The sequence below is a fragment of the Lentzea albida genome (assembly GCF_900111005.1).
Lineage (GTDB): Bacteria > Actinomycetota > Actinomycetes > Mycobacteriales > Pseudonocardiaceae > Lentzea > Lentzea albida.
In genome coordinates this window covers 133,497-158,513 of record NZ_FOFV01000005.1, presented here as the reverse complement: position 1 = coordinate 158,513, position 25,017 = coordinate 133,497, and the positions used below count along the sequence as shown (strand labels likewise).

Sequence of the window (25,017 nt, the reverse complement as noted above, 5' to 3'; positions counted from 1 at the left end):
TTTCCGCTCATCGCGCGGCCTCCAGTCCGAAGTGGGCGGTCGCCGTGTCCATGTCCTTGTCACCGCGGCCGGACAGGTTCACGAGGACGAGCGCGTCCGGGCCGAGTTCGGTGCCGACCTGGAGCGCGCCCGCCAGCGCGTGCGCGCTCTCGATGGCGGGGACGATGCCCTCCGTCCTGGCGAGCAGCCGGAACGCGTGCATCGCCTCGTCGTCGGTGACCGGGCGGTACTCCGCGCGGCCGGAGGTGTGCAGGTGCGCGTGCTCCGGCCCGACGCCGGGGTAGTCGAGCCCGGCCGAGATCGACCAGGCCTCGACGATCTGGCCCTCGTCGTCCTGCAGGACGTAGGAACGGGAACCGTGCAGCACTCCCGGTTCGCCGGCCGTCAGCGACGCCGCGTGCTCGCCGCTCCCGACCCCGCGCCCGGCGGCCTCGCACCCGATCAGGCGCACCGGGTCGTCGAGGAACGCGTGGAACAGGCCGATCGCGTTGGACCCGCCGCCGACGCAGGCGATCGCCGCGTCGGGCAGCCGCCCGGTCCGTTCGAGGAGCTGGCGGCGGGCCTCGACGCCGATGACCCGCTGGAAGTCGCGGATCATGGCGGGGAACGGGTGCGGCCCGGCGACCGTGCCGAACAGGTAGTGCGTGTCCCCGGTGCGAGCCACCCAGTCGCGGAACGTCTCGTTGATGGCGTCCTTGAGGGTGCGGGAGCCGGACGTCACCGGGACCACCTCGGCGCCCAGGAGTTCCATCCGCGCCACGTTGACCGCCTGGCGCCGCATGTCCGTCTCTCCCATGTAGACGGTGCAGGACAGACCGGTCAGCGCGCACGCGGTGGCGGTCGCGACGCCGTGCGAACCGGCGCCGGTCTCGGCGATGACCCGGGTCTTGCCCATCCGCTGGGCCAGGAGCGCCTGGCCCAGCGCGTTGTTCACCTTGTGCGAGCCGGTGTGGTTGAGGTCCTCGCGCTTGAGGAAGATCCGCGCGCCCCCGGCGTGCTCGGCGAAGCGGTGCGCCTCGGTGAGGGCGCTCGGCCGGCCGACGTAGTGGGCGAGGAGGTCCTCGAACCGCGCGACGAACGCGGGATCGGCCTTGGCCCGCTCGTACTCGGCGGCGACCTGGTCGATGGCGGCGACGAGCGCCTGCGGGACGAACCGGCCGCCGAACGCGCCGAAGTACCCGTCACCGCTGGGAAGGCTTCCCGGGGCGGCCGGGAAGAAGAAGTCGTGCTCCATGGCGATGTGCTCCTGACCCGGAACCGTCGGTCCCGGGTGGTGTCGTGAGTGGTCTGGGAGTCAGCGATCCCGCGCGACGCGCGGCGCACGACGCCATCGCATCCCGTTGACCTGGCCCGCCTCGGAACCGATCACGTACCGCACCCTGCGTCCCAGCACGCGCCGTGCGGGCGCGCGGCAGCCACGCGGCCGACGGCCACGGGCGAGACGGACGGTGAGGGGCACGGTGCCAGGTTTACCCGTTCCCACGCGGTTCCGGCAAGCGCGTTGCCACCGCCGGGTGTGACGGGCGAGATAGTCGACACCGTGCAGATTTTTATCTGCACGGTGTAGATTTCACGGCATGACCACACGAACGTTTCTGATCACCGGGGTGAGCAGCGGGCTCGGCAGGGCCTTCGCGCAGGGCGCGCTGGCGGCCGGTCACACCGTCGTCGGCACCGTGCGCAGGGCCGGTGACCTGGCCGATTTCGAGGCCCTGGCCCCTGGACGCGCCCACGCGCGGCAGGTGGACGTGACCGACGATGAGGCCGTCTTCGCCGTCGTGGGAGAGGTCGAGAAGACCGTCGGCCCGATCGACGTGCTGATCGCGAACGCCGGCTACGGCCATGAGGGCGTGTTCGAGGAGTCCTCGATGGCCGAGCTGCGCGCGCAGTTCGAGGCCAACGTGTTCGGCGTCGCCGCCACCGTCCACGCGGTGCTCCCCGGCATGCGCGAGCGGCGTTCGGGCCACATCTTCGCCGTGAGCTCGATGGGCGGGCTGATGTCCGTTCCCGGCCTGTCCTACTACTGCGGCAGCAAGTACGCGGTGGTGGGCATGATGGAGTCGCTGGCCAAGGAGGTCGCGGGTCTCGGGGTCAAGGTGACGATCATCGAGCCCGGCTCGTTCCGCACGGCCTGGGCAGGTCGCTCGATGGTCCGCAGCGAGCGGTCGATCGCCGACTACGACGAGTTCTTCGGGCCGATCCGCGAGGCCCGGCAGGCCGCCAGCGGCAACCAGCTGGGCAATCCCCAGAAGGCTGCCGAGGCCGTGCTCGCGGTGCTCGACGCGGAGAAGCCGCCGGTGCACCTCGTGCTCGGCTCGGACGCGCTGAGGCTCGTGGCGAACGGCCGGGCGGCGGTGACCGCGGACATCGAGGCGTGGGAGGAGCTCTCCCGGTCGACGGACTTCCCGGACGGCCACCAGATCGCGTCGAACTGACCGCGTGACATCCTGGACGGGGGCCGCGGTGGTGCCCGATGACTTGCGGAGGTGGACGGGCGATGCCCGAGTCGGTCAGGGCGGGCCGCCGTCGTTCCGCCGCACCGTCCAAAGGGGACCTGCGCGAGCTCAAGATCCTTGAAGTCCTCGGGGGCCTGCTGGCGGTCAAGGGTTTCGACGCGCTCACGACCGCGGACATAGCGGAACGCGCGGGGCTCTCCCGCGGCTCGATGTACTTCTACTTCAACTCCAAGCAGGAGGCGCTGGTCGCCCTCTTCGCGAGGACCGTCGAGGCGCTGCGGGAGAAGTCGCGCGCGGCGGCGGACGACCCGGCGGCGCCGCGGGAGGCGATCGCGACGGTCATGAGGCGCACCAGGGACCGCTGGCACGAGCACGGTCTCATCATGCGCGTCGCGATCGACCAGTCCCCGGCGATCCCCGAGTTGAGCGCCCTGTGGCAGGAGACGGCGGACATCTTCATCGACGCCATCGCGAAGATCCTGGTGCGGGCGGGCGTCGCGGCGCACGGGGGGCCGGACGGGGCGCAGGCCCTCGCGCGGGCGCTGTGCTGGATGGTCGAGCGGAGCTTCTACCACGCCTCGGCGGTGTCCCCCGAGGCGCTCGACGAGGCGTGCGAGACCTGTCAGGTCGTGTGGCTGCGCGTGGCCGGGCTCGACTCCTGAGCCGGGCGGACGCCGTCGCGCGGATCGCGTCCGGCGAACCCGAGCAGCCGGTCGACCGCCGGGGCGTCGTCCGGCACGGGCACACCGGGCCCGATGATGGCGCTGCCCTGCACGGAACGCAGCCGGGACGCCGTCACGTTCACCAGCACCTCCGCGACGGGTTCGGGGATCGGTTGTGCCGCACCGATCCCGCTGGCGACGTCCCACGCGTGCAGGGCCAGGTCGCACGCCATCTGCCAGCAGTAGTGGACCGCGGGCGTCTCCCCGAAGGAGAGGTGCACGGTCCACGTCGTCGCGCCGGGCACCGTCCACGCCGCGTGCGCCGCCGCGGAGGCCCGTTCCCAGGCGCCGACCGGATCGTCCCCGAGCACGTCGCCGTCGTAGCGGTCACCCACCGCGGCCGTGGTCTGGCCGGCGAGCACGTGCGGCACCCACAGCGCTTCGGAGACGAGGTGGTTGACCACGTCCCGCACGCTCCACTCGGTGCACGGCGTGGAGGCGTCCCACTGGTCGTCGCGGATCCGGTGCACCAGCCGGTCGAACGTCCGGAGCGACTCCTCGTAGACCTTCAGCGGGTTCCCGTGCTCGGACAAGGCCCGTCCTCTCCTGTATGTAACGACCACTCTACACAGGTCAGGACTCGATGACGGCGGTCAGGGCCGCCGCGAACGGGCCGGGGTCGACGTCGCCGCGCACGGCCAGTTGGTTCGCATAACCGTTGCACAGAGCCACGAACGCCTCGGCGATCCGTGCCGCGTCCTCCGCGGACCGGCCGGGCAGCAGGGCGGCGACCGCCGCGCGCAGGTCGTCGAGCTGCTGCCGGACGACGGCGGCGAGCGCGGGGGAGACGGCGGCCTCGGCGTAGATCTGGGCGACCAGCCGGGCGTGGTCGTGCTCCCGCGCCGCCGTGCGCACGTCCTCGAGGAAGCCGAGGACGGAGGCGGCCGTGAGCTCGCCGGGCAGGGTGTCGCTCGTCTGCTCGCAGATGGCGGCGACGATCTCGTCCTTGCTCTTGAAGTAGCGGTAGATCGCTCCGGTGGACAGTCCTGAGGCCTCGACGAGGTCGGGCATGGACGTCCGCGCGAAGCCGTGGCTCGCGAACCGGGCGCGGGCCGCGTCGATGATCTGCTGACGGCGTGCGTCGAGGTGGGCCTGGGTGACCTTCGGCATAAAGAACGACCATTCGTTTTTGTAGTAGCGTCACGACCGTACCCCATGGCGAGTCATCAGGAGGATCTCCGTGCGCTACCAGGCCTTCGGGCGGAACAGCGGGTTGCGGGTCTCGGAGTACGTGCTGGGCACGGCCGGATTCGGGTCCGCGCCGGGCGCCGCGGGCGTGGACGGGGCGAAGGCGGTCTTCGAGGCCTTCGTCGCCGCCGGCGGCACCACGTTCGACAGTTCGAACATCTACCAGAACGGCGAGGCGGAGACGCTGCTCGGCGAGTTCCTCGGCCGCGACCGCGACGACTTCGTGGTGATCACGAAGTACAGCGGCAGCAGGCAGGACCGCGTCCGGCCGGGCACCACCGGCAACAGCCGCAAGACCATGATCCGCTCGATCGAGGAGAGCCTGCGGCGCTTGAAGACGGATCACGTCGACGTCTTCATGCCGCACTTCCCCGACGGCGTGACGCCGATCGCGGAGATCCTGGCGGGCTTCGAGGACCTGGTCCGCGCGGGCAAGATCCGCTACGGCGGCCTGTCGAACTTCCCCGCCTGGCGGGTCGCGGGCGCCGCGGTGAGGGCGGAGCTCGCCGGGGGCCCGCCGCTCGTGGGCATCCAGACCGAGTACAGCCTGGCCGAGCGCTCCGCCGAGCGGGAGCTGATCCCGATGGCGGACGCCCACGGGCTCGGCGTCGTCCTGTACTCCCCGCTGGCGGGCGGCCTGCTGACCGGCAAGTACCGGCGCGGTGAGCGGGGACGGCTCACCGGCAGGGGGGTGGAGCACGACGCCCGGCGGGACGCCGTGCTCGACGCCGTCCTGGCCGTCGCCGAGGAGGTGGGCACGGGCCCGGTGCAGGTGGCGCTGGCCTGGTTGCGGCAGCGCGCCGCCCGCACGCGGACCTCGATGATCCCCATCGTCGGCCCCCGCACGCCGGCTCACCTGGAGGGATACCTCGACGCGCTGTCCGTTGACCTGGGTCACGACCACTACCGGCTGCTGGACGAGGCCGCCGCGATCCGGCTCGGCACGCCCCACGAGGACGTGGCGGGCGCGCTGGCCCACGGCGTCGACGGCGAGCGGAGTCTCCTCGACGCCCCGCCGGTGCCCGTGGCCTGAGACGGCCGGCGGCGCACCGGGTGGGGGCACTGCGCCCTCCCACGCGGGTCGAAGCGTCCATACCGTCGGTGTCATGACCAGTCCCCGCACAGCACGGGTGTGGTGAACGCACTCCGGAGCCGACGAGGACGGCCCCTCGCGGCGGGCACACGCCCGTCACACCGACGCACACGCTGAAAGCAAGGCCGCGCAATGACTTCGACAACCAGGACGCAGGCCCGCACGTGGGCCGGAGTGGTCACGCTGCTGGCCGGCACGCTGTTGCCGCCGCTGGACTTCTTCATCGTCAACCTCGCCATCCCGTCGATCCAGCACGACCTCGGCGGCGGGGACACCCTCGGCCGGCAGATCGTCGCCAGCTACGCCGCCACGTACGCGGTGATGCTCACCCTCGGTGGGCGGCTGGGAGATCTGCACGGACGGCGGCGGGTCTTCCTCGTCGGCTTGGTCGGGTTCGCGCTCGCCTCACTGCTGTGCGGCGTGGCCACCGGACCCTGGACGCTCCTGGCCGGGCGCGTCCTGCAGGGCGTCACCGCCGCGCTCATGGCGCCGCAGTCACTCGCGCTCATCCGTGCCGCCCTAGACGGTCGTGAGCAGCGGATCGCCCTCGGCCTGCACGGCGCGACCTTCGGGCTCGCCGCCGTCATCGGCCAGTCCCTGGGCGGACTCCTCGTCACCGCCGACATCGGGGGCCTGGGCTGGCGGGCGATCTTCCTCGTCAACCTCCCCGTCGCCGCGCTGGCCCTGCTGGGCGGCTTCTTCCTGCGCGACCCGCACAGCGGGGGTGCGCAGCGGCTCGACCGGACCGGCGCCCTGCTGCTGCTCACCGGTCTCGCCGGGATCGTCGTCCCGCTGGTCGAGGGGCCCGACCTGGACTGGCCCCTGTGGTGCCTGGTGCTGCTCGTCGCGGCCGCCGGCGTGCTGATCCGGTTCTGGCGCCACGAATCCGCCCTCGGTGCCGGCGGCTCACGCGCTCGCGTCATGCCGCTGGTGCCACCCAAGGCGGTCACCGCGCCCGGAGTGCGGATCGCGCTGGTGTCGGTCGCCCTGTTCTACTCGATCGCCGGGTTCTTCCTCGTGTTCTCGGAACACGAGCAGGCCGTCGGGCGCACGCTGGTGCAGGCGAGCCTCGACATCCTGCCGCTCGGCATCGGCTTCCTGATCGGCCCGCTGGTCGTGCCGAACCTCGCGCGGTTCGTGCCGCGGGGGATCGCCGCCGCCGGCCTGGTCCTCGAGACCATCGGCTTCCTCGCGTTCGCGGGGCTCGTCACCGCGCTGGGCCAGACCCCGTGGGCCGCCGCACCCCTGGCGCTCATCGGGTTCGGTCAAGGGCTCGCCCTGCCGTCGCTCATCCGCATCACGGTCACCCTCGTCCCGCGCGCGTTCGCGGGCCTCGCGAGCGGTCTGGTCAGCGCGACCCTCCAGATCAGCGCCGCGCTGTCGGTCGCGGTCATCGGCGGCACCTTCTACGCGGTGGCCGCTGCGCACGGGTCGACCCGCGCGATCGCCGCGGTGTCGGTCATCATCGCGGTGCTGTTGTCCGTCTCCGCGCTGCTGTCGCTGCGGGCCGAGCGCGTCACTCCCGCGGAGGCGTGAGAGCAGGCACGCGGGTCCTGGACGAGTGAGTCCCGGACCCGCGTGCCTTGGCGACGGGAGAAACCGTTGCGCCGATCGGTCAGGACTCACGCGAGTCCTGGCTGTGCCGCAGGAAACCCTGCAGCAGCCCGCACGTCCACTCCGGCTGGTCGAGCGGCACCAGGTGCGCGGCGCCCGGCGCGACCACGAGGCCGCCCGCCCCGGTGCCCTCGAGCAGCGCCTCGCCGCCGGTGACGAAGTCCGGGAAGTCCTGCGCTCCCACCACGACCAGCATCCGCCCGGCCAGCGGCCGCAGCCGCCGCGGGTCCGGGTCGTCGGCGCGGGGCGGTTCTCCGTGCGCCCGGCGCAGGTGCAGGTTGCCGCGCATCATCGTCGCGGCGTGCTCCTTGACCGCCGGCGACGCGTCGGGTGACACCCACGCCTGCACCCCGGCCTGCACGGCACCTTCGAGGTCGTCCGCGGCGAGCCTGTCCCGTTCGCGTCGCAACGCCGCGGCGAATCCGTCGGTCTGCGGCTGGTCGTGCCGGCGGTAGCCGATGGCGACGAGCGACCGCACCCGGTCCGGTGCGGCGGCCGCGATCTGCAGCGCCACCAGCGCTCCGAGTGAGTTGCCCGCGATGTCGAACCGGTCGATCCCGAGGTGGCCCAAGGTTTCCAGCACGTCGTCGGCCGGTGGGGCGGTGTGGTGTGCGGGTAGCACCGCGGCACCGTGTCCCGGCAGGTCCAGGGCGACCGCGCGGAAACCCGCGGCGGCGAGCAGCGGCAGGTGCCGCCGCCACATAGTCCTGTCGGCGGGCCGGGCGTGCAGCAGCACCACCGGTCGGCCGCTGCCGAGTTCGTCGTGGGGGAGCAGCAACGCTCGTCCTCCGGGTCAGGCCGCGGAGAGGTCGTCGACCTCGGCGGCGGTCAGTTCGATCCGCGCGGCGGCCAGGTTCTCCTCCAGGTGTGCCACCTTCGACGTGCCGGGGATCGGCAGCACCACCGGGGAACGGGCCAGCAGCCACGCGAGGGCCACCTGGGCGGGCGTCGCGTCGTGGGCCTTCGCGATCCGGTCGACCACGTCGCCCGCCGCCAGGCCGCCCTGGGCGACGGGTGCCCACGGGATGAAGCCGATCCCGTGGCGGGTGCAGTGGTCCAGCACCGGCTCCGAGTCGCGCTCGGTGATGTTGAAGCGGTTCTGCACCGTGCTGATCTCGACGACGGCCCTGGCCCGCTCGATCTGGGCGACGTCCACCTGCGACAGTCCGATCGCGACGACCTTCCCCTCGTCCCGCAACGCCTTCAGCTCGCCGACCTGGTCCTCGAGCGGGACCTGCGGGTCGACCCGGTGCAGCTGCAACAGGTCGATCTGGTCGAGCCCCAGCCGCCGCAGGCTCAGCAGCACCTGCGCGCGCAGGTACTCGGGCCTGCCCACGGGAGGCCACGCCTTCGGGCCCAGCCGGACCCTGCCCCGCGGGGTGTCGACGACGTCGGGCCCGTTGCGGGTCAGGCCCACCTTCGTCGCGATCAGGACGTCGGCGGGGTACGGGTGGATCGCCTCGCGGATGATCTCCTCGCTGACGTGCGGGCCGTAGGAGTCGGCGGTGTCGATGAACTGGACACCGAGCTCGACCGCCCGGCGCACGACGCGGACGCACTCCCGCCGGTCCTCGGGCTCACCCCAGATGCCGAGGCCGGTCAGCCGCATCGCGCCGAAGCCCAGGCGGGCGACGGGCCTGCCCGCGATCTCGAAGGTCCCGGCGGTCATCGGTCGGTGCTCCCGGTCTGCTCGGTGACTTCAGTGAAGGTCGAAACTTCACTCCGCTCGGCGAGCCGGCGCAGGAGCACGAGGGCGTCCTCGGTGGCGCTGCCGGGTTCGGCGGTGTAGACGGACAGGTGCTGTCCCGGCGCGCTGGTCGCGGCCAGCGCCTCGAAGTGCAGGTGCAGCAGACCCACCCCGGGGTGCCGGAACCGCTTGTCCTCGTGCGTCCGGGGACGGATCTCGTAGCGCGCCCACAGCGACGCGAACGCCGGGCTGCGCGCGCTGAGCGAGCCCAGCACGGCCTCGATGCGCCGGTCGCCGGGGAAGGTGGCGGACTGCGCGCGCAGGTTGCCCACCGCGATCTCGGCGGCCTTGTCCCAGTCGACGTAGAACTCGCGCGCGAACGGGTCCAGGAAGATCATCCGCAGCAGGTTGTCGAAACGCGCGAACCCGGAGTAGAGCGCCTCGGCCATCGGGTTGGCCGCGAGGATGTCCTGCGCCGGCCCGACCACGAACGCGGGCAGGTCCCGGACGTTCGCCATCAGCAGCCGCAGGTCCGAGCCGACCTCGGCCACCGCCGCGGTCTCCGTCGTCAGTGCCGGCATGCCGAGCCGGTACAGGTGCTCGGCGGCGGCCTCGTTCAGGCGCAGCGCCTGGGCGATCGCGCGCAGGGCCTGTTCGGACGGACGGCGTTCCCTGCCCTGTTCCAGCCGCGTGTAGTAGTCGGTGCTGACCCCGGCCAGCAAAGCGACCTCGTCGCGGCGCAGGCCCGGCACCCGGCGGTGGCCGTCGTCCGGCAGTCCCGCGGCGGCGGGGGTGACCGCGTCTCGCCGGGCCCGCAGGAAGTCGCCCAGGTCGTTCTCGCGCTTCATGAACCCACCGTAGGCGTTGGGCGGGAGAGCGGAAGGGTGTGGTGCACCCCCCTTCCGGTCACTCCACTGTGGAGGGAGCGCCGGTTCGCCGGGTGTCGGCGAGCGCGTCCTCCATCAGCTCCAGGAGTGCGGCGAGCCGGTCGGGGGCGAGGCCTGCCAGGGGACTGGTGCCGAGCGTCGCGCTCAGCACCGCGGCGCGGACCCGGACGCCCTCCTCGGTGAGGACGAGCACGCGGGACCGCCGGTCGTCCCGGTCGACGGCGCGCTCGACGAGGCCGCGGTCGAGGAGCTGGCCCGCCATGAAGGTCAGGTTCGACGCGTTGCAGTAGAGCTGTGCGGCCAGTGCCTTCATCGACGCCGGGGGCCGGGCGGGGTCGAGCGCCCAGAGCACCTGGGCGGTCGCGTGGGTGAGCCCGTGCTCGGCGAGGACGCCCGCGATCCGGTCGCTGGTGCGCATGAAGATCTCGTGGTTGAGGCGAACCGCCCGCTCCAGCTCCGCGTCTGCCACCACCGCAGTCTAGTCATTTGCTTCAAGTCTTGAAGTTGCTACGCTCGGGCAGATACTTCAAGTCTTGAAGCAATGGAGTGGTCATGTCGTTCGCGGGAAGCACCGCGCTGGTCACCGGCGCGTCGAAGGGGATCGGCGCGGCCTACGCCCTCGAGCTGGCGCGCAGGGGAGCGGACCTGGTGCTCGTCGCGCGGTCGGCCGACTCGTTGCGCAGGCTGGCGGAGGAGATCCGGAGCGCGCACGGCGTCCGGGTGGAGGTGGTCGCCGCCGACCTCGCGGGTCATGACGGTCCGCGCGAGGTCGACGACGAGCTGCGGCGCCGCGGGATCGAGGTCGACCTGCTGCTCAACAACGCGGGCGCGGGCTCGATCGGCCCGTTCCTCGACCGGCCGTTCGACGCCCAGCTGGCGAGCGTGGACCTCAACATCACCGGCCTGGTGACCCTCACCCACCGCATAGGGAGCCGGATGCGCGAGCGGGGAGCGGGCGGGATCATCAACGTCTCGTCGACGGCGGCCTTCCAGCCCCTGGCCTACCAGGCCGTCTACGCGGGCACGAAGGCGTTCGTCCTGTCGTTCAGCGAGGCCCTGGCGCAGGAGCTGGCCGGCACCGGGGTGCGGGTGATGGCCGCCCACCCCGGTGCCGTCGCGACGGGTTTCCTCGACGGCACGACCGCGAAGATCAGCGACGCGGCCGACTCGCCGGAGAAGATCGCCACGCGGACGCTCGACGACTTCGCGAAGGGCCGGCACGCCTCCTACCCCGGTTCGTGGTTCTACCGGGTGCAGACGTGGGTGGGCCGGGTGCTGACGCGCCGCCGCACCGCCGCGCTGGGTGCCCTGGTCAACCGGAAGCTGGGGTTCGACCGCGTGGCCGACGCCGAGAACGCGCGCTGACCTGCGTCAACGCGCGGCGCACGTGGACCGCACCGCCGAGCCGAGTGCCTCGCGGTGCAGGCCGTCGAGGTCCTGCAGGACGGTCGCCGACGTGGTGGCCAGGACCAGCTGCACGGTGCACGGGACGTGCTGGGCGCGCACGCCCTCGGTGGCCTTGAGCTGCCCGAGCAGCGCCGTGGTCAGCTGGTCGAGCCGGACGCGGATCTGCGCCAGGTCGGGACGCGTGGTGGGAGCCTCCTCCGGGTGTGCCGTCCAGCGTGCGAACAGGCCCTTCTGCACGACCTTGCTCGCCGTGATCTGGTCCCGGAAGAACACCGCTGCGGCCTCCGGGTCCACCCCGGCGCCGACGGCCTGCGCGCGCACCTGCTGGAGCACCTGCTCCTCGCGGACGGGGTCCTCGATCGGCGAGGCGGTGCCGAACTTGGACGCCGCCACGTCGTCGCTCACGAGGAGGCGCTCGACGACGAGGTCGGTCAGCGGGCCGAGCCTGCCGAACGACCCGGCGGTCGTGACCGCGCTGCTCGCGACCTCGGCGTTCGGTGTCGCGGCGTGCGGGGCCGCGGTGGCCTGGGGGACGGTCAGCGAGATCGCGCCGGCCACCGTGAGGGCGGTGACCGCGATGCGACGGGTCCTCTTGCTCAACTGCTTGCCTCGTTCTTCCGTGATCGTTTCGTCGGATACGTGACGCCGGTCAGTCTTTCGGACTCCTCCCACAGGCGGCGCTGCACGACGGCGTCGTGGGAGAGGCTGGAGGAGGTCACCCGTTCGGGGTGACCGGTGCGGCCGCGCGGGCCGTAGTAGTCGCCACCGCGGGCGAGCGGGTCGGTGGCGGCGCGGAGCGGGCCGAGCGCCCCCATCTCCGCGCTCTGGGAGAGCTTCCACATCAGCGGGTTGACCCTCGGGTCGAGCACGATCTGGACGAGCCGGTTCATCTCGCGCCCGCCCTCGGTCCTCGCGAGTCCGGGGTGACCGGCCACGGAGATCGCCGGGGCGCCGACCGCCCGCAGCCGCCGGTCGAGCTCGTGGGCGAAGAGCAGGTTGGCGAGCTTGGCCCGGTTGTAGGCCTTCGCGAACCGGTACCGCGGGCCCGCCTCGGGGTCGAGGTCGGCGGGGTCGATCGTGCCGTTGAGGTGGCCGTTGCTGGCGACCGTCACCACCCGAGCGCCCGGCGTGTCCTGCAGCAGGTCGAGAACGAGTCCGGTGAACGCGAAGGGGCCGAGGTGGTTGACGCCGATGGTCGACTCGAACCCGTCCTCGGTGAGCGAGTACCGCCGGCGGAACCCGCCCGCGTTGTTGACCAGCAGATCGATGTGGCCGTATTCGTCGTGCAGCCGGTGGGACGCCGTGTGGACCGACGCGAGAGAGGCGAGGTCCAACGGCAACGTGCGCACGACCGCGCCGGGCGAGCCCGCCCAGATCCGGTCGGCGGCCGCGGCGGCCCGCCCCGCGTCACGGCAGGCCAGCACGACCTCGGCTCCGCGCCGCGCGAGGGCGTCGGCGATCGCGAACCCGAGGCCGGTGCTCGACCCGGTCACGACCGCGGTGCGCCCGTACAGCGCAGGGATGTCGTCGAAGGACCAGCGGTGCACGGGAAGTCCTCTCTGATCAGGATGTAGCGTTCACTCTACACGAATTTAGATAGAACGTTCGGTCTTGACAACGCGCGTCCGCGTCTGCACGATGGAGCTCGATAGAACGTTCGGTATCGCGGATCGTCCGCGATCGTGAAAGGGATCCGCCATGAGCACTCCTCTGTACGTCGGCATCGCCACCTCGACCGGTGACGGCAGGGCCGGAGGGCACGCCAGGACCGACGACGGCCTGCTCGACATCTCGCTCGCGATCCCGAAGGAGATGGGCGGCCCCGGCGGCGCCACCAACCCGGAGCAGCTGTTCGCGGCCGGCTGGGCCTCGTGCTTCCACTCGGCGCTGAAGGCCGTCGCGGCGCAGCGCAAGGTCCAGGTCACCGACTCCGCGGTCGTCGCGGAGGTCCAGGTGCTCCCGACGCCCGAGGGTGGCTTCAGCCTGAGCGCCGCGCTGCACGTCGAACTCTCCGGTGTGGACCAGGCGGTGGCGGACGAGCTCGTCGAAGCCGCGCACCAGATCTGCCCGTACTCCAACGCCACGCGCGGCAACATCCCGGTCACCGTGGACGCGACTGTCGCCTGAGTGGAGCGGCTGCACCGGCGGGGGAACGCCGGTGCAGCCTCGCAGCGGCCGGGCCGGCGGGGGATCGCCGGCCCGGTCTTTTTCGTGCGCGGGTTGGTAGGTGCTGGGTTGGAGCTCCGCGGTGTGGGGTGGGGCGGTGGCTCGCCTTGGGGCTGGAGTTGCCGGTGAGGACTGGCTGTGTGCCGAGGGTCTTGTCGGTGCGGGGGCGGGTGGTTGGGGTTGTGGGTGGGGACTGGCTGTCCAACGAAGGCTTGGTCGTCGCGGGGCGGCGGGTGGCTGGGATCGCGGGCGTGGACCGGCTCTCCGCCGAAGGCTTGGTCGTCCCGGGGCCCCGCCTTGGGGGGCTGGGGTTGTGGGCAGGATTCGCCGGCCGCCGAAGGCTCGGTCGGTGCGGGGCAGCGGGGTTGGGGACGGCTGCGCCGTTCGCCCCCGGTGGCCCGCACCCGGCAGTTGGGCCGTCAGGCGGCTTTCGCCCGTTCGCGAGATCTCGCCGGCCTCACGAGTCGTATAGTGAGCGTTACATACAACTCTATGTCGGAGGGGTGACCTGGTGGGTATCAGAAAGCTGGGCTATGTCGGCTTGAACGTCACCGATGTCGACGCGTGGACCGATCTGTTGTGGCGCACGCTGGGTGTCGGGGTGACCGACGCCAAGTCGGGTACGGAGACGATCGCGCTCGCTGAGATGGACGAGTTCAAATACCGGGTCGCGCTCTACCCGTCGACCGAGGACTCTCCGCGTGAGATCGGCTGGGTGGTCGACACCCCCGCCGAACTCGACCGCCTCACCCACCGCCTCACCGTGGCCGGCTACACCGTGGCCGAGGGCATCGACGACGAACGCGACCTGCGGGGTGCCACGCATCTGCGCTGGTTCACCGACCCCGCCGGGTTCCGGGTCGAACTGGCCATCGGCGAGACCAAGGTCCGTGTCGCCGCCGACCGCCCCACCGGTGGTCCCGGCATCACCGGACTCGGCCACCTCGTCCTGGCCACCCCCCACCTGACCGAACTGCGCCACCTCTACGAGACGGTGCTGGAGTTCCGGCTCACCGACTACCGCTCACCCGGCCTGTTCTTCTTGCGCTGCAACTCCACGCACCACAGCATCGCTCTCGGTACGGCGGACACCGCCTCGATCCATCACCTCGAGTTCGAGCACGCCACCATCGACGACGTCGGCCGCGCCCACGACCGCGCCCACGCCAACAACGTCCCCGTCTCCATCAGCCTCGGCCGCCACATGAACGACAAAGCCATCTCCTTCTACGTCAAGAACCCCAGCGGCTTCCACCTCGAAATCGGCTGCGGCGGCATCACAGTCGACGACGACTGGGTCCCCCACGACTTCGGCCAGGCCAGCGTCTGGGGACACCGCCACACCGACACCAACCCCTTCGCCGGGGCGAAGTCGTGACGGGCGCGCTCGCCGGTCGGCGTGCCCTCGTCACGGGTGCGGCGAGCGGGATCGGGGCCGCTGTGGCCACCCGGCTCGCCGGGCTCGGTGCTCACGTCGTCGTCTGCGACGTCGATGCCGACGGTGCCGAGAGGATGGCGAGGCAGATCGGCGGTGAGGCGTTGCCGCTCGACCTGAGTGACACGAAGAGCTTGGGGGACAAGCGGTTCGACGCCGACATCCTCGTCAACAACGCCGGGGTCCAGCACGTGTCGCCGGTCGAGGAGTTCGCGCCGGAGCGGTTCGCCTTCATGCTGCGGCTGATGCTGGAGGCGCCGTTCCTGTTGAGCCGCGCCGTGTTGCCGGGGATGTACGAACGCGGCTGGGGGCGGATCGTGCACGTCGCCAGCGTCCACGGACTGCGGGCCAGCGCCTACAAGTCCGCCTACGTCAGCGCGAAGCACGGACTGCTGGGGTTGTCGAAGGTGATCGCGCTGGAGGGCGCGGCCAAGGGCGTCACGAGCAACTGCGTGTGCCCTGGGTACGTGCGCACCCCGCTGGTGGAGAACCAGCTGGCGGACCAGGCGAAGGCGCACGGCCTGAGCGTCGACGACGTGCTGGCGGAGGTGCTGCTCGCGAAGACCGCGGTCAAGCGCCTGATCGAACCGGCCGAGGTCGCCGGTGCGGTGGCCTACCTGTGCTCACCGGAGACGAACTCGGTCACCGGCACCGAGATGGTCCTCGACGGGGGCTGGAGCGCCTCCTGACGACGGAGGCGTTCCGGGGCGCGGAACACCGTGGTGCGCGTGACCGAGAGCGACTGGGACGATCCGGTGGGTGAATGTCGTTGCCGCGCAACGGAAACAGGAACTGAGGCTTCGGCTTCAGACCACAAGGGCGACACCGGCCGGTGCCCGATCGTCACCCACCTGGATGAGATAGAACGTTCGGTCTTGACTCCGTCACGGGCCGTCGATACAGTACCGGTGTAGCGATCGTTCTATACACCGCCCCGGTGTCCGTCTCCTCGGACGTGGGGCAAGGAATTCGGTCTTGGCGCGCGAACGACGCGATGAGCCGGGCCGTCCACATCGAACCGAAGGAAATCCCGTGACTGCCACCAGTCCTGCCGCGTCGTCCCTGCGGCGGTTGTACTTCGTCCGTGCCGCGTTCGCACTCGTCTGGGCCGTCCTGGTGGGCGTGACCGGGTCCGAGCTCGGGCCGATCGTCATCACGCTCGTCATCCTGTACCCGCTGTTCGACGTGGCCGCCGCCATCGTCGACGCCCGCTCCTCGAAGCAGTCCCAGAACGTGCTGGGCCTGTACGTCAACGTCGCCGTCAGCACGCTCGCGGCCCTCGGCATCGCGATCGCCAGCGGCACGACCGGCATCCCCGGCATCCTGCAGGTGTGGGGCGCGTGGGCGATCGTCTCGGGCATCGTCCAGCTGGTCGTCGGCGTCGGCCGCCGCAAGATGGGCGGCCAGTGGCCCATGATCCTCAGTGGTGGCCTGTCCGTGGGCGCCGGCACCTCGTTCATCCTGATGGCCTCGCAGCCGAACGCCGCGCTGACCTCCGTGGCGGGCTACGCCGCGCTCGGCGGCATCTTCTTCCTCGTGTCGGCGATCCGCCTCGGTTCCGCCGCGAAGAAGGCCCCCGCGACGGCCGGCGCGGTCTGAGCCCTTCCCGATCACGACGCGGTGACGCGCGGGTGGCGGGGTTCGCCAGAACCCCCGCCCGGCGCCCCGCGGTCCGCGGTCGCTGTTCGTTCGGCGTTTGTTCAGAGAAGGTCTTTCAGGCGCCACGGCCGGTGTGGCCCTTCTGTCCACCGATAGATCGTTGCCGGTGGGGCTCACCGACCGAGGGTCGTCGCACGGCCGCCGTCGCAATTGGTGCTGGCCAACGCCTGCCCCAAGTTGTAGAGTGAGCGTTACATACAGAGGGTGGGCTCCGGATCGGCACCACAGTGCCGGGCCGGGCTTTTTCGGGGCCTGAACGACCGTCGCAACGAAGCGAGGTTTCCCGTGAACGTTCTCGAGCAGGTCAGAAATTCACCGATGAGTCGCGCTCAGGTCCAGGCAGTCGCCCTCTGCCTGGTCATGAACGTGGTCGACGGTTTCGATCTACTGGTCACGTCCTTCGTCGGCCCGGCCATCACCCGCGAATGGGGCCTGTCCCCGTCGTCGGTGGGCGTGCTGCTGAGCGGTGGCCTGGCCGGAATGGCCATCGGCGCGCTCTTCCTGGCGCCGTTCGCCGACCGCATCGGCCGCCGCAAGATCACGCTCGGCAGCCTGGCGCTGGCGTCGCTCGGCATGCTGGCGGCGGCCTTCACCCAGGACCTCGGGCAGCTCCTCGCCGCCCGCGTCGTCACGGGTGTCGCCGTGGGCACGATGGCGGCGAGCCTGCCGGTGCTCACCTCCGAGTACTCGAACAACAAGCGCAAGGGAACGGCCGTCGCGCTGATCACGACGGGCTACGGCATCGGCGCGGTCATCGCGGGGCTCTCCACGAGTGTGCTGGTCGGCTCCATGGGCTGGCGCTCCGTGTTCGTCTTCGGCGCCGTCGCGACGGCCGTGCTGTTCCTGGTGGGACTGCGGTTTCTGCCGGAGTCCATGGACTACCTGGTCGCGAAGCGCCCCGCCGGCGCGCTGCAGAGGTTCAACAAGATCCTCGTCTCGATGGGACGCCAGCCGGTCGACGAGCTGCCCGCGCACGACACGGGTTCGCGCAAGGTCGCGCTGGAGTCGCTGTTCCAGGGCGGCAACGCCGTCCGCACGGTCCTGGTCTGGCTCGCGTTCACCGCGGCGCAGACCGCGTTCTACTTCGCGAGCTCCTGGACGCCCACCCTCCTGCTGAAGGCGGGCATGTCCAACCAGCAGGGCATCAGCGGCGGCATCCTGTTCAGCCTCGGCGGCATCACGGGCGCGGCGCTGCTCGGCGTGCTGGTGTCCAAAGTGGAGGCGCGGAAGCTGACCGCGGCGTACTTCGGCCTCGCCGCCGTGATGCTCGTGCTGTTCTCGCTCTCCCTGGGAACGCTGGCGATCGCACTGGTCTTCGCCGTCGTGCTCGGGCTCTTCCTCAACGGGACGATCTCGGGCATCAACGTCATCGTGCCGCTGATCTACCCGGCGGAGTCCCGCGCGACGGCGCTCGGCATGGCGGTCGCGGTGAGCAGGCTCGGCGCCGTGCTGGCACCGCTGTTCGCCGGCTACCTCGTGCAGGCGGGGTGGCAGCCGAGCTCGATGTACCAGGTGTTCACGATCCCCGCGTTGATCGGTGGCGCGGCGGTGCTGCTCCTGACGCGGTTCGGGCGTTCGACCCCGAACGCGGTCGGCGCGCCGGTCAAGGCCGGTGCGGTCGCGGAAGCCTGACCGGTTCCGACGTGCGTCCGGCGGTGGCGCGGGTGATGGTGAAATGTCTCGAACGAGGAGGTTCCGGGTGTCCGTCGCAACGGAGGACGTCGCCGTGACAGGCGCCGATCTCCCACTGGTCCTGCTCCACGGCGGTGGGCCCGGTGTCGACGCCGTCAGCAACTGGGCGGCGGTGACGACCCGGCTCCGCGCGGAGTTCGACTGCGTCGCGCCGGACCTGCTCGGCTTCGGCGTCCAGGTCACCGCCGCCGGGACCGAGGGGCTCGAAGGACCGCGGGCGTGGGCCGACGCCCGCGCACGGCAGGTCCTCGACCTGCTCGACCGCAACGGACTCGGGAAGGTGAACCTCGTCGGCAACTCCGCCGCCGGCGGGGCCGCCGCGCTGGCGCTGCTCGCCATCGCGCCGGACCGGGTCCGCCGCGCGGTCGTCATGGGCGGTGCGGGCACCGGGCCGCTGCCCGCCGCGGTCCCGTTCTACGGCGAGCCGACGAAGGAGTCCATGCGCGCCACCCTCGCGCGGCTCGTCGCCGACGAGAGCGTCCACGGCGACCTGCTCGACGAGCTCGCGGACTTCCGCGTGCGCCAGGCACTGCGCCCCGGCGCCGAGGAGGCCTTCCGGTCGATGTTCGCGGCCGTCGACGCACCCGCCGTCGACCTCGCGTCGATCTCCACACCGGTGCTGGCGCTGCACGGGGAGCACGACCGGGTCTCACCCGTCGAGGTCTCGCGGCGCCTCGCCGCCGCACTGCCCCACGGCCGGCTGGAGGTGGTCGCCGGGGCCGGCCACTGGATCCACATCGACCGGCCGGACGAGTTCTGCGCCCTGGTAGGGGAGTTCATCAGCTCATGACACAGCAACCCGGCAGTGACGAACTGCTCGACGTCCTGGTCGTCGGAGCAGGCCCCACAGGGCTGACGCTCGCGATCGACCTCGCCCAGCGCGGCGTGCGGTGTCACGTCGTCGAGGCGTCCGAAGAACGCGCGGAGAACCCGCGCTGCAACACGACCTCCGCCCGGTCGATGGAGATCTTCCGCCGCCTCGGGATCGCCGACGACATCCGGCGCGCCGGACTGCCGTCGTACTACCCGACGTCGATCCAGTACCGGACCACGCTCGTCGGCGAGGAGATCTACCGCATCGACCTGCCGTCGGCGCGGGAGGTGCTCTCCGGCACCGGGATGATGGACTGGCCGACGCCGGAGCCCCAGCACCGCATCTCGCAGCTGTACCTCGAACCCCTCCTCGAACGGCACGCGAACGGCCTGCCCGCGGTGTCGATCGAGCGCGGCACCCGCCTGGTCGAGCTGCGCCAGCACGACGACCACGTCGAGGCCGTCGTGGAAACCGAAGGCGCGCAACGAGTTCTGCGCGCCGCGTACGTCGTGGGCTGCGACGGTGCGCACAGCGCCGTCCGCCGTCAGCTCGGCATCCGGTACGAGGGCGTCGAGGCGATCCAGAAGTTCGTGTCGACCTTCGTCCGGTCACCGGAGCTCGGCGAGATCGCCGCACGCGACCGGGCCTGGACCTACTGGACGCACGGCCGCAAGCAGGCCTCGATCATCGCCATCGACGGGGATGCGTTGTGGCTCAACCACGTCGCGTTCGCACCGGACCACGACACCGACGCCGAGGACCCCGAGCAGCTGCTGCGCGAGGCCGTCGGCGCGGACGTCGAACACGAGGTGCTCGGTGTCGTCCGCTGGACCGGGCGCCAGCTCGTGGCCCAGCGCTACCAGGACGGCAGGGTGTTCCTCGCGGGGGACGCCGCCCACATCTGGATCCCGGTGGGAGGGTTCGGCATGAACGCGGGCATCCAGGACGCGGCGGCGCTGGGGTGGATGCTCGCGGCCGTCCGCCAGGGCTGGGCACCGCCGGAGCTGCTGCGGGCCTACGAGCTCGAACGCAGGCCGGTGGGGGAGCAGTTCGCCGCGGCCGTGGGGGCGAAGGCCCGCAAGTCGCTCGCCGGCTTCTCGCCCGACATCCACCTGCCCGGCGACGAGGGCGCGCAGGCCCGCGCGGAGTTCGCCGAACGGCTCGCGATCACCGAGCCCTCGCGCTACTCGCCGGACGGCTTCAGCTTCGGCTACCACTACGCGGGTTCCCCGCTCGTGATCGGGGGCGAGGAGCAGGACGCCATCAGCATGGGCGGTTACCAGGACAGGGCCCAGCCCGGGTTCCGGTTGCCGCACAGCTGGCTCGACGACGGCAGGTCGGTGCTCGACCTCCTCGGGCCCGGCTTCACCTTGCTGCGCACGGACAACAGCGCCGACACGGCACCGTGGGTCTGGGCGGCGGGGGAGACCGGCGTGCCGCTCGCCGTCGTCGACCTGCCGGACGACGTGCTCGCGGACCACGCGGACCGGTACCCCGCGGCACTGCTGCTCGTGCGCCCGGACCAGCACGTCGCCTGGATGGGCGGCGCGGACGGCTTCCCCGACGAGCTCCTGCACACGGCCACCGGACGCGTCACCGCCCACCAGCGATAAGAACCACCAGGAGAACGCACATGCCTTACGCACTGGGCATCGACGTGGGCGGCACGTTCACCGATGCCGTCGCGTCCGACGGAGCCGGGCGGATCGTCTCGGCCAAGACCCCGACGACACCGCCGAACCGCGAGGTCGGTGTCATGAAGGCGATCGAGGACCTCGCCGCCGAGCTCGGCATCGGCGTCGGAGAGCTCCTCTCGCAGACCGACTACATCGCCCACGGCACCACGGCGTCGATCAACGCCCTCGTCCAGGGAGAGGTGGCCGACGTCGGCCTCATCGCCACCAAGGGCCACCGGGACGCGATCTACATCATGAACGCCGAGGGCCGCACGCTCGGCCGGTCGGCGCACGAGATCCAGGACACCCTGCGGCAGCGCAAGCCCGCGCCGCTGATCCCCAAGTACCGGGCGCTCGAGGTCACCGAGCGGGTGGACTACACGGGCGACGTCCTGGTGCCGCTGGACGAGGACGAGGTCCGCCGCGTCGCACAGACCCTCGTGGACCAGGGCGTGGAGGCCATCGCCGTCTGCCTGCTGTGGTCGTTCAAGAACCCGGCGCACGAGCAGCGCGTCCGCCAGCTGATCCACGAGATCGCGCCGGAGCTGTACGTGACGCTGTCGTCGGAGGTGAGCCCGCGCATCCGCGAGTTCTCGCGCACCTCGACCACGATCATGAACGCCCAGGTGGGCCCGAAGCTGCGCACCTACCTCCTGCCGTTGCAGAAGCAGCTGGAGGAGGGCGGCCTCAGGGGACCGCTGCTGGTCATGCAGAGCGAGGGCGGCACCATCACCGCCGACCGCGCTCCCGAGCACGCCATCACCACGATCGGCTCGGTGCTGTCCGGCGGTGTGATCGGTGGCAAGCGCCTGGCCGAACAGCTGGGGCACCGCAACGTGATCACCACGGACGTCGGCGGCACGACGTTCCTGGCCGGGCTGATCGTCGACGGCGAACCCGTCATGGCGCCCGGTTCGATCGTGAACCAGTTCCCGATCAACGCGGCCACGATCCGCGTGCACACCATCGGTTCCGGCGGCGGCGCGCTCGCGTCGGTGGACGCGGGCGGCAACCTCCGCCTCGGACCGCAGAGCGCGGAAGCCGTGCCGGGGCCCGCCTGTTACGGCAACGGCGGCACGCGTCCCACGAACACCGACGCCAACCTGGTGCTGGGCATCCTGAGCGAGCGCGGACTTCTGGGCGGCCGCAAGCCGTTGCGGATGGACCTGGCGCGCGAGGCGATCCGCGTGCACGTGGCCGAGCCGCTCGGGCTCACGGTCGAAGAGGCCGCCATCGCGATCCACGAGGTGCAGAACGCCCAGGCCGGCGACCTGCTGCGGCGGGCGGTCGTGCAGGCGGGCTTCGACCCGCGCGACTTCGTCGCCTACGCGTTCGGCGGGGCCGGTCCCGCCCACTGCGCCGGTTACTGCCAGGACCTCGGTGTCCGCGAGGTCGTCGTCCCGCTCGGTCCCGTCGCGTCGGCGTTCTCGGCCTACGGGCTCGCGGCCTCCGACGTCTCGCTGAGCGCCGAGCTGTCCGACCCCTCGGCCTTCCCGGTCGACCACACCGTGCTGGAGTCGCACTACGCGCGCCTCGAAGCCGACCTCCAGCGCGCGCTGGACCGGCAGAAGGTGAAGTTCCACGACGTCGTGCTCGAGCGCGAGGTCGACCTGCGGTACTCCATGCAGGTCACCGAACTGTCCACCGCCGTACCGGACGGGACGTTCACCGAGAGGACCGGGGACGAGGTCCTCGAACGCTTCGAGGAGCAGTACGAGCGCATCAACGGCAGCGGCTCCGGCTTCCGCGAGGCCGGCGTGCAGGCGATCACCTACCGCATGCGCGCCAAGGCGAGCCTCGGTTTCCCGGTCGAGCTGCCGCGCGTTCCCCGGGGCGACGGCGAGGACCCGTCCGAGGCGCTCCTCGGCCAACGGGACGTCTGCCTCGACTCGCAGGCTGGTTTCGTCCCCACCCCCGTCTACGACTACTCGTTGCTGCGCGCGGGCCACGTGCTGCAGGGCCCCGCGATCGTCGAGGTCCCCACCACCGTCGTCGTGGTCCCGGGCGGCGTCACCGGCACCGTCGACCACCTCGGCAACCTCGTGCTGCGCTACCAGGGAGGACAGCCCTCATGACATCCCGGATCCCCGGCGCGGACGAGTTCACCAGCCGCCCGATGCCGAGGGAGGAGCTGCTGGCGCAGATCTCCCCTTCCCTTCCCCTGCACCAGATCGCCGACGACCACGAGCAGGTCGACGCGCTCACCTACGAGGTCGTGCGGCACCGCCTCTGGGCGATCACCCAGGAGATGGGCGAGACGCTGCGGCGGATGTCGGGCTCGCACGTCGTGACCGAGTCCAACGACTTCAACTTCTCCATCTGCGACGAGCTCGGCGAGCAGGTCCAGGTCGGCACCTACAACATCGGCCTCATCGGCTCGATGGACCTGGCGATCACCTGGACGTTGCGCAACCGCAGCGACAACCCCGGCATCGCCGAGGGCGACATGTTCCTGTGCAACGACCCGTGGATCGGCGGCGGCCTGCACCAGAACGACGCCGCGATCCTCGCGCCGATCTTCCACGACGGCAAGCTGTTCGGCTGGACCACGGCGATCGCCCACCAGGTCGACCTCGGCGGCCCGCGCCCCGGCTCGTTCAGCCCGTCGGCGCAGGACGTCTTCGGTGAGGCCGTGCCCACACCACCGATGAAGGTCGTGCGCGGAGGCGTGCTGCAGCGCGACATCGCCGACGCCTGGGTGCGCCGCTCGCGGTTGCCCCACCTGGTCGGCCTCGACCTGCGCGCCAAGATCGCCGCGAACAAGAACGCGGGCGACCAGATCCTGAGGCTCATCACCAAGTACGGCGCCGACACGGTCAAGGCCGTGATGCGCCGGATGATGAACGACGCCGAACGCCGGTTGCGGGCCAAGCTCGCGAACCTGCCGGACGGCACCTGGACCGCGGTCGGCTACCAGGAGCAGTCGGGCACCGGCGACCGCAACCTGCACGCCATCAAGGTCGCGATGACCAAGGAGGGCGAGAAGCTCGTCTTCGACTTCCGCGGCACCACGGGCCAGACCGGCATCATCAACTGCCCCTACCCGGGCCTGCGCGCCGGCATCGTGTTCACCATGCTCCCGTTGCTGGCGGGGGACATCCCGTGGGCCGCGGGCGGCCTGATGCGCTGCTTCGAGATCGTCACCGACGAGGACACGATCACCAACGCGTCCTTCCCCGCCGCGGTCGGCAAGGGCCCGTTCGGCCCCGCGTGGGGCGCGGGCAACCTCGTCGCCGAGGTCCTCGCGAGGATGCTCGACGCCGAACCCGACCACCGCACCGACGTGCAGTCCATCTGCAACGGCACCACCGACCTCTGCGTCGTGTCCGGTGTGGACGTTCGCGGCGGGGCGAGCAAGCGCTTCGTGTCGCCCATCTTCGACGTCATGGCGGGCGGCTACGGCGCCCAGGTGCACCACGACGGCGTCGACACCGGTGGTCGGTTGATCATCCCCTCCGCGCGGGCACCCGACGTCGAAATGACCGAGTACCTCTACCCGCTGGTCGCCCTGTGGCGCCGCGAGCAGACGGACTCGGGCGGCCCCGGCCGGCAGCGCGGCGGCATGAGCGGCTCGGTCTGCTACGTCCAGCACCCGGACCAAAGTGGACGGATGTCGCTCGTCGTGTCGGGCAACGGCAAGGTGGCGAACCAGAACGTCGGCCTCGCGGGCGGGTACCCCGGCAACTCGCAGCTCGACCTCGTCGTGCGCGGTATCGACGGACCGCAGCTCGCGGACGTGGCGTCGATCCCCGCCGGTCTGGACGAGCTCGGCGGGCAGGTCGAGGTGCTGCCCGCAGAGGGCGAGTCGGACCTCGGCCCCGGCGACGCGCTCTACCTGCACTGGCAGGCGGGCGGTGGGTACGGAGACCCGTTGCTGCGCGAGGAGGACAGCGTCGGCGAGGACGTGCGGCAGGCCCGCGTCTCGGCCGAGGCGGCGCGTGACGTCTACGGCGTCGTCGTCGCGGAGGACGGCGAGGTGGACGCGGACGCCACGGCGGCGACCCGCGTGCGGCTGCGCCAACGGCGTGCGACCGACGCGGGCGTGACGGGGCTGAGCACCGAGGAGATCAGCGTGGCGGACCTGTCCGAGGCCCGCCGGCTCGACGACAACCTCGCCGTCGTGGACTCCACGGTCGTGTGCGTGCACTGCAGCACGCGGATCGGACCGCTCGAAGGCGGCGCGTTCTTCGACTCCCTCGCCCGGCGAGAGACGGCGCCGACCGAGGCGGGACCGCACATCTGGCACGACCCGTCGGAGTACGTCGACGCGGAGATCGTGTTCCGCCAGCTGCTGTGCCCCGGCTGCCTGACCGCGGTCAACTCGCGAGTCGTTCCGGTGGACCACCCGCTGCCGCACGACGACTACCGAGCCTGGAACTAGGCCTGCTCCTGGGCGTGGTGCAGCGCCGGTGAACTGGCCGGGGGAGAACCTCTTCCCCCGGCCAGTTCGCTGTTCCGGGGTCCTGCGCCCTTCCGGCAGGAATGCATTGCCGGTCGATGCGTGAACGGCGAAGTGAGTCG

Annotated in this window: 24 protein-coding genes; 14 read left to right on the top strand and 10 right to left on the bottom strand. The window is 71.5% G+C overall.

The window, feature by feature from the left end; translation table 11 throughout:
- Positions 1–7 precede the first annotated feature (7 nt).
- Together trpB and trpM are read right to left on the bottom strand one after the other, a co-directional pair.
- Complete coding sequence (trpB, locus tag BMY74_RS15305; RefSeq protein ID WP_089916169.1) at positions 8–1,234, bottom strand: tryptophan synthase subunit beta; 1,227 nt, start codon at positions 1,232–1,234, stop codon at positions 8–10.
- 60 nt (positions 1,235–1,294) lie between these two features.
- Positions 1,295–1,459: a tryptophan biosynthesis modulator TrpM gene (gene trpM / locus BMY74_RS47005; protein WP_382430376.1), complete on the bottom strand. Its 165-nt coding sequence runs from the start codon at positions 1,457–1,459 to the stop codon at positions 1,295–1,297.
- 118 nt (positions 1,460–1,577) lie between these two features.
- Here trpM and BMY74_RS15295 point away from each other — a divergent pair, with 118 nt between their 5' ends.
- Positions 1,578–2,435, top strand: a complete 858-nt coding sequence (locus tag BMY74_RS15295) for an oxidoreductase (RefSeq protein WP_089916165.1) — start codon at positions 1,578–1,580, stop codon at positions 2,433–2,435.
- A gap of 62 nt (positions 2,436–2,497) precedes the next feature.
- Positions 2,498–3,118 carry a TetR/AcrR family transcriptional regulator gene (locus BMY74_RS15290; RefSeq protein ID WP_089916163.1) on the top strand — a complete coding sequence of 207 codons (621 nt, stop codon included), beginning with the start codon at positions 2,498–2,500 and terminating at the stop codon, positions 3,116–3,118.
- Here BMY74_RS15290 and BMY74_RS15285 read toward each other — a convergent pair.
- On the bottom strand, positions 3,079–3,711 hold the full coding sequence (locus BMY74_RS15285; RefSeq protein WP_245786139.1) for a TIGR03086 family metal-binding protein: 633 nt from the start codon (positions 3,709–3,711) through the stop codon (positions 3,079–3,081). The two genes, BMY74_RS15290 and BMY74_RS15285, sit on opposite strands and share 40 nt — an antisense overlap.
- Positions 3,712–3,751: 40 nt before the next feature.
- A complete protein-coding gene (locus tag BMY74_RS15280) occupies positions 3,752–4,288 on the bottom strand; it encodes a TetR/AcrR family transcriptional regulator (protein WP_089916160.1) in 537 nt (178 codons plus the stop codon).
- 70 nt (positions 4,289–4,358) lie between these two features.
- On the opposite strand from BMY74_RS15280, the gene BMY74_RS15275 reads away from it, so the two are divergent.
- Both BMY74_RS15275 and BMY74_RS15270 read left to right on the top strand, forming a co-directional pair.
- Positions 4,359–5,399, top strand: coding sequence for an aldo/keto reductase (locus BMY74_RS15275; protein WP_089916157.1), 1,041 nt, complete (start codon positions 4,359–4,361; stop codon positions 5,397–5,399).
- A gap of 192 nt (positions 5,400–5,591) precedes the next feature.
- Positions 5,592–6,995, top strand: coding sequence for an MFS transporter (locus BMY74_RS15270; protein WP_245786138.1), 1,404 nt, complete (start codon positions 5,592–5,594; stop codon positions 6,993–6,995).
- Positions 6,996–7,074: 79 nt separating this feature from the next.
- Here BMY74_RS15270 and BMY74_RS15265 read toward each other — a convergent pair whose 3' ends face one another.
- Genes BMY74_RS15265 through BMY74_RS15250 form a run of 4 tightly spaced genes read right to left on the bottom strand, consistent with a single transcriptional unit; the run spans position 7,075 to position 10,116 of the window.
- Positions 7,075–7,851 carry an alpha/beta fold hydrolase gene (locus BMY74_RS15265; RefSeq protein ID WP_089916152.1) on the bottom strand — a complete coding sequence of 259 codons (777 nt, stop codon included), beginning with the start codon at positions 7,849–7,851 and terminating at the stop codon, positions 7,075–7,077.
- Between the two features lie 15 nt (positions 7,852–7,866).
- Complete coding sequence (locus tag BMY74_RS15260; RefSeq protein ID WP_089916150.1) at positions 7,867–8,742, bottom strand: aldo/keto reductase; 876 nt, start codon at positions 8,740–8,742, stop codon at positions 7,867–7,869.
- Positions 8,739–9,608: a helix-turn-helix transcriptional regulator gene (locus BMY74_RS15255; protein WP_089916149.1), complete on the bottom strand. Its 870-nt coding sequence runs from the start codon at positions 9,606–9,608 to the stop codon at positions 8,739–8,741. Before BMY74_RS15255 ends, BMY74_RS15260 begins: the two co-directional genes overlap by 4 nt.
- Positions 9,609–9,666: 58 nt before the next feature.
- Complete coding sequence (locus tag BMY74_RS15250) at positions 9,667–10,116, bottom strand: MarR family winged helix-turn-helix transcriptional regulator (RefSeq protein ID WP_089916897.1); 450 nt, start codon at positions 10,114–10,116, stop codon at positions 9,667–9,669.
- A gap of 83 nt (positions 10,117–10,199) precedes the next feature.
- Between BMY74_RS15250 and BMY74_RS15245 the strand changes: the two genes are divergently transcribed.
- Entirely contained in the window at positions 10,200–11,012 is an 813-nt protein-coding gene (locus tag BMY74_RS15245; protein ID WP_089916894.1) for an SDR family NAD(P)-dependent oxidoreductase, read from the top strand.
- 6 nt (positions 11,013–11,018) lie between these two features.
- Here the strand turns inward: BMY74_RS15245 and BMY74_RS15240 are convergent, their stop codons facing one another.
- Positions 11,019–11,654: a chorismate mutase gene (locus BMY74_RS15240; protein WP_089916146.1), complete on the bottom strand. Its 636-nt coding sequence runs from the start codon at positions 11,652–11,654 to the stop codon at positions 11,019–11,021.
- Positions 11,651–12,601: an oxidoreductase gene (locus BMY74_RS15235; RefSeq protein ID WP_089916144.1), complete on the bottom strand. Its 951-nt coding sequence runs from the start codon at positions 12,599–12,601 to the stop codon at positions 11,651–11,653. Before BMY74_RS15235 ends, BMY74_RS15240 begins: the two co-directional genes overlap by 4 nt.
- Positions 12,602–12,752: 151 nt before the next feature.
- Here BMY74_RS15235 and BMY74_RS15230 point away from each other — a divergent pair, with 151 nt between their 5' ends.
- The 9 genes from BMY74_RS15230 (at position 12,753) to BMY74_RS15190 (ending at position 24,877) form a co-directional block, all read left to right on the top strand.
- Positions 12,753–13,181, top strand: coding sequence for an organic hydroperoxide resistance protein (locus tag BMY74_RS15230; RefSeq protein WP_089916141.1), 429 nt, complete (start codon positions 12,753–12,755; stop codon positions 13,179–13,181).
- Positions 13,182–13,731: 550 nt separating this feature from the next.
- On the top strand, positions 13,732–14,598 hold the full coding sequence (locus tag BMY74_RS15225) for a VOC family protein (protein ID WP_089916139.1): 867 nt from the start codon (positions 13,732–13,734) through the stop codon (positions 14,596–14,598).
- On the top strand, positions 14,595–15,344 hold the full coding sequence (locus tag BMY74_RS15220) for a 3-hydroxybutyrate dehydrogenase (RefSeq protein WP_218159633.1): 750 nt from the start codon (positions 14,595–14,597) through the stop codon (positions 15,342–15,344). Before BMY74_RS15225 ends, BMY74_RS15220 begins: the two co-directional genes overlap by 4 nt.
- A gap of 343 nt (positions 15,345–15,687) precedes the next feature.
- Positions 15,688–16,254 carry a hypothetical protein gene (locus BMY74_RS15215; RefSeq protein WP_089916134.1) on the top strand — a complete coding sequence of 189 codons (567 nt, stop codon included), beginning with the start codon at positions 15,688–15,690 and terminating at the stop codon, positions 16,252–16,254.
- 378 nt (positions 16,255–16,632) lie between these two features.
- Positions 16,633–17,946 carry an MFS transporter gene (locus BMY74_RS15210; protein WP_245786137.1) on the top strand — a complete coding sequence of 438 codons (1,314 nt, stop codon included), beginning with the start codon at positions 16,633–16,635 and terminating at the stop codon, positions 17,944–17,946.
- Between the two features lie 67 nt (positions 17,947–18,013).
- Positions 18,014–18,796, top strand: coding sequence for an alpha/beta fold hydrolase (locus BMY74_RS15205; RefSeq protein ID WP_245786136.1), 783 nt, complete (start codon positions 18,014–18,016; stop codon positions 18,794–18,796).
- Positions 18,793–20,433, top strand: coding sequence for an FAD-dependent monooxygenase (locus BMY74_RS15200; RefSeq protein WP_089916127.1), 1,641 nt, complete (start codon positions 18,793–18,795; stop codon positions 20,431–20,433). Before BMY74_RS15205 ends, BMY74_RS15200 begins: the two co-directional genes overlap by 4 nt.
- Before the next feature lie 20 nt (positions 20,434–20,453).
- Positions 20,454–22,571, top strand: a complete 2,118-nt coding sequence (locus BMY74_RS15195; RefSeq protein WP_089916124.1) for a hydantoinase/oxoprolinase family protein — start codon at positions 20,454–20,456, stop codon at positions 22,569–22,571.
- Positions 22,568–24,877 carry a hydantoinase B/oxoprolinase family protein gene (locus tag BMY74_RS15190; protein ID WP_089916122.1) on the top strand — a complete coding sequence of 770 codons (2,310 nt, stop codon included), beginning with the start codon at positions 22,568–22,570 and terminating at the stop codon, positions 24,875–24,877. Before BMY74_RS15195 ends, BMY74_RS15190 begins: the two co-directional genes overlap by 4 nt.
- The last annotated feature ends 140 nt before the right edge of the window (positions 24,878–25,017 follow it).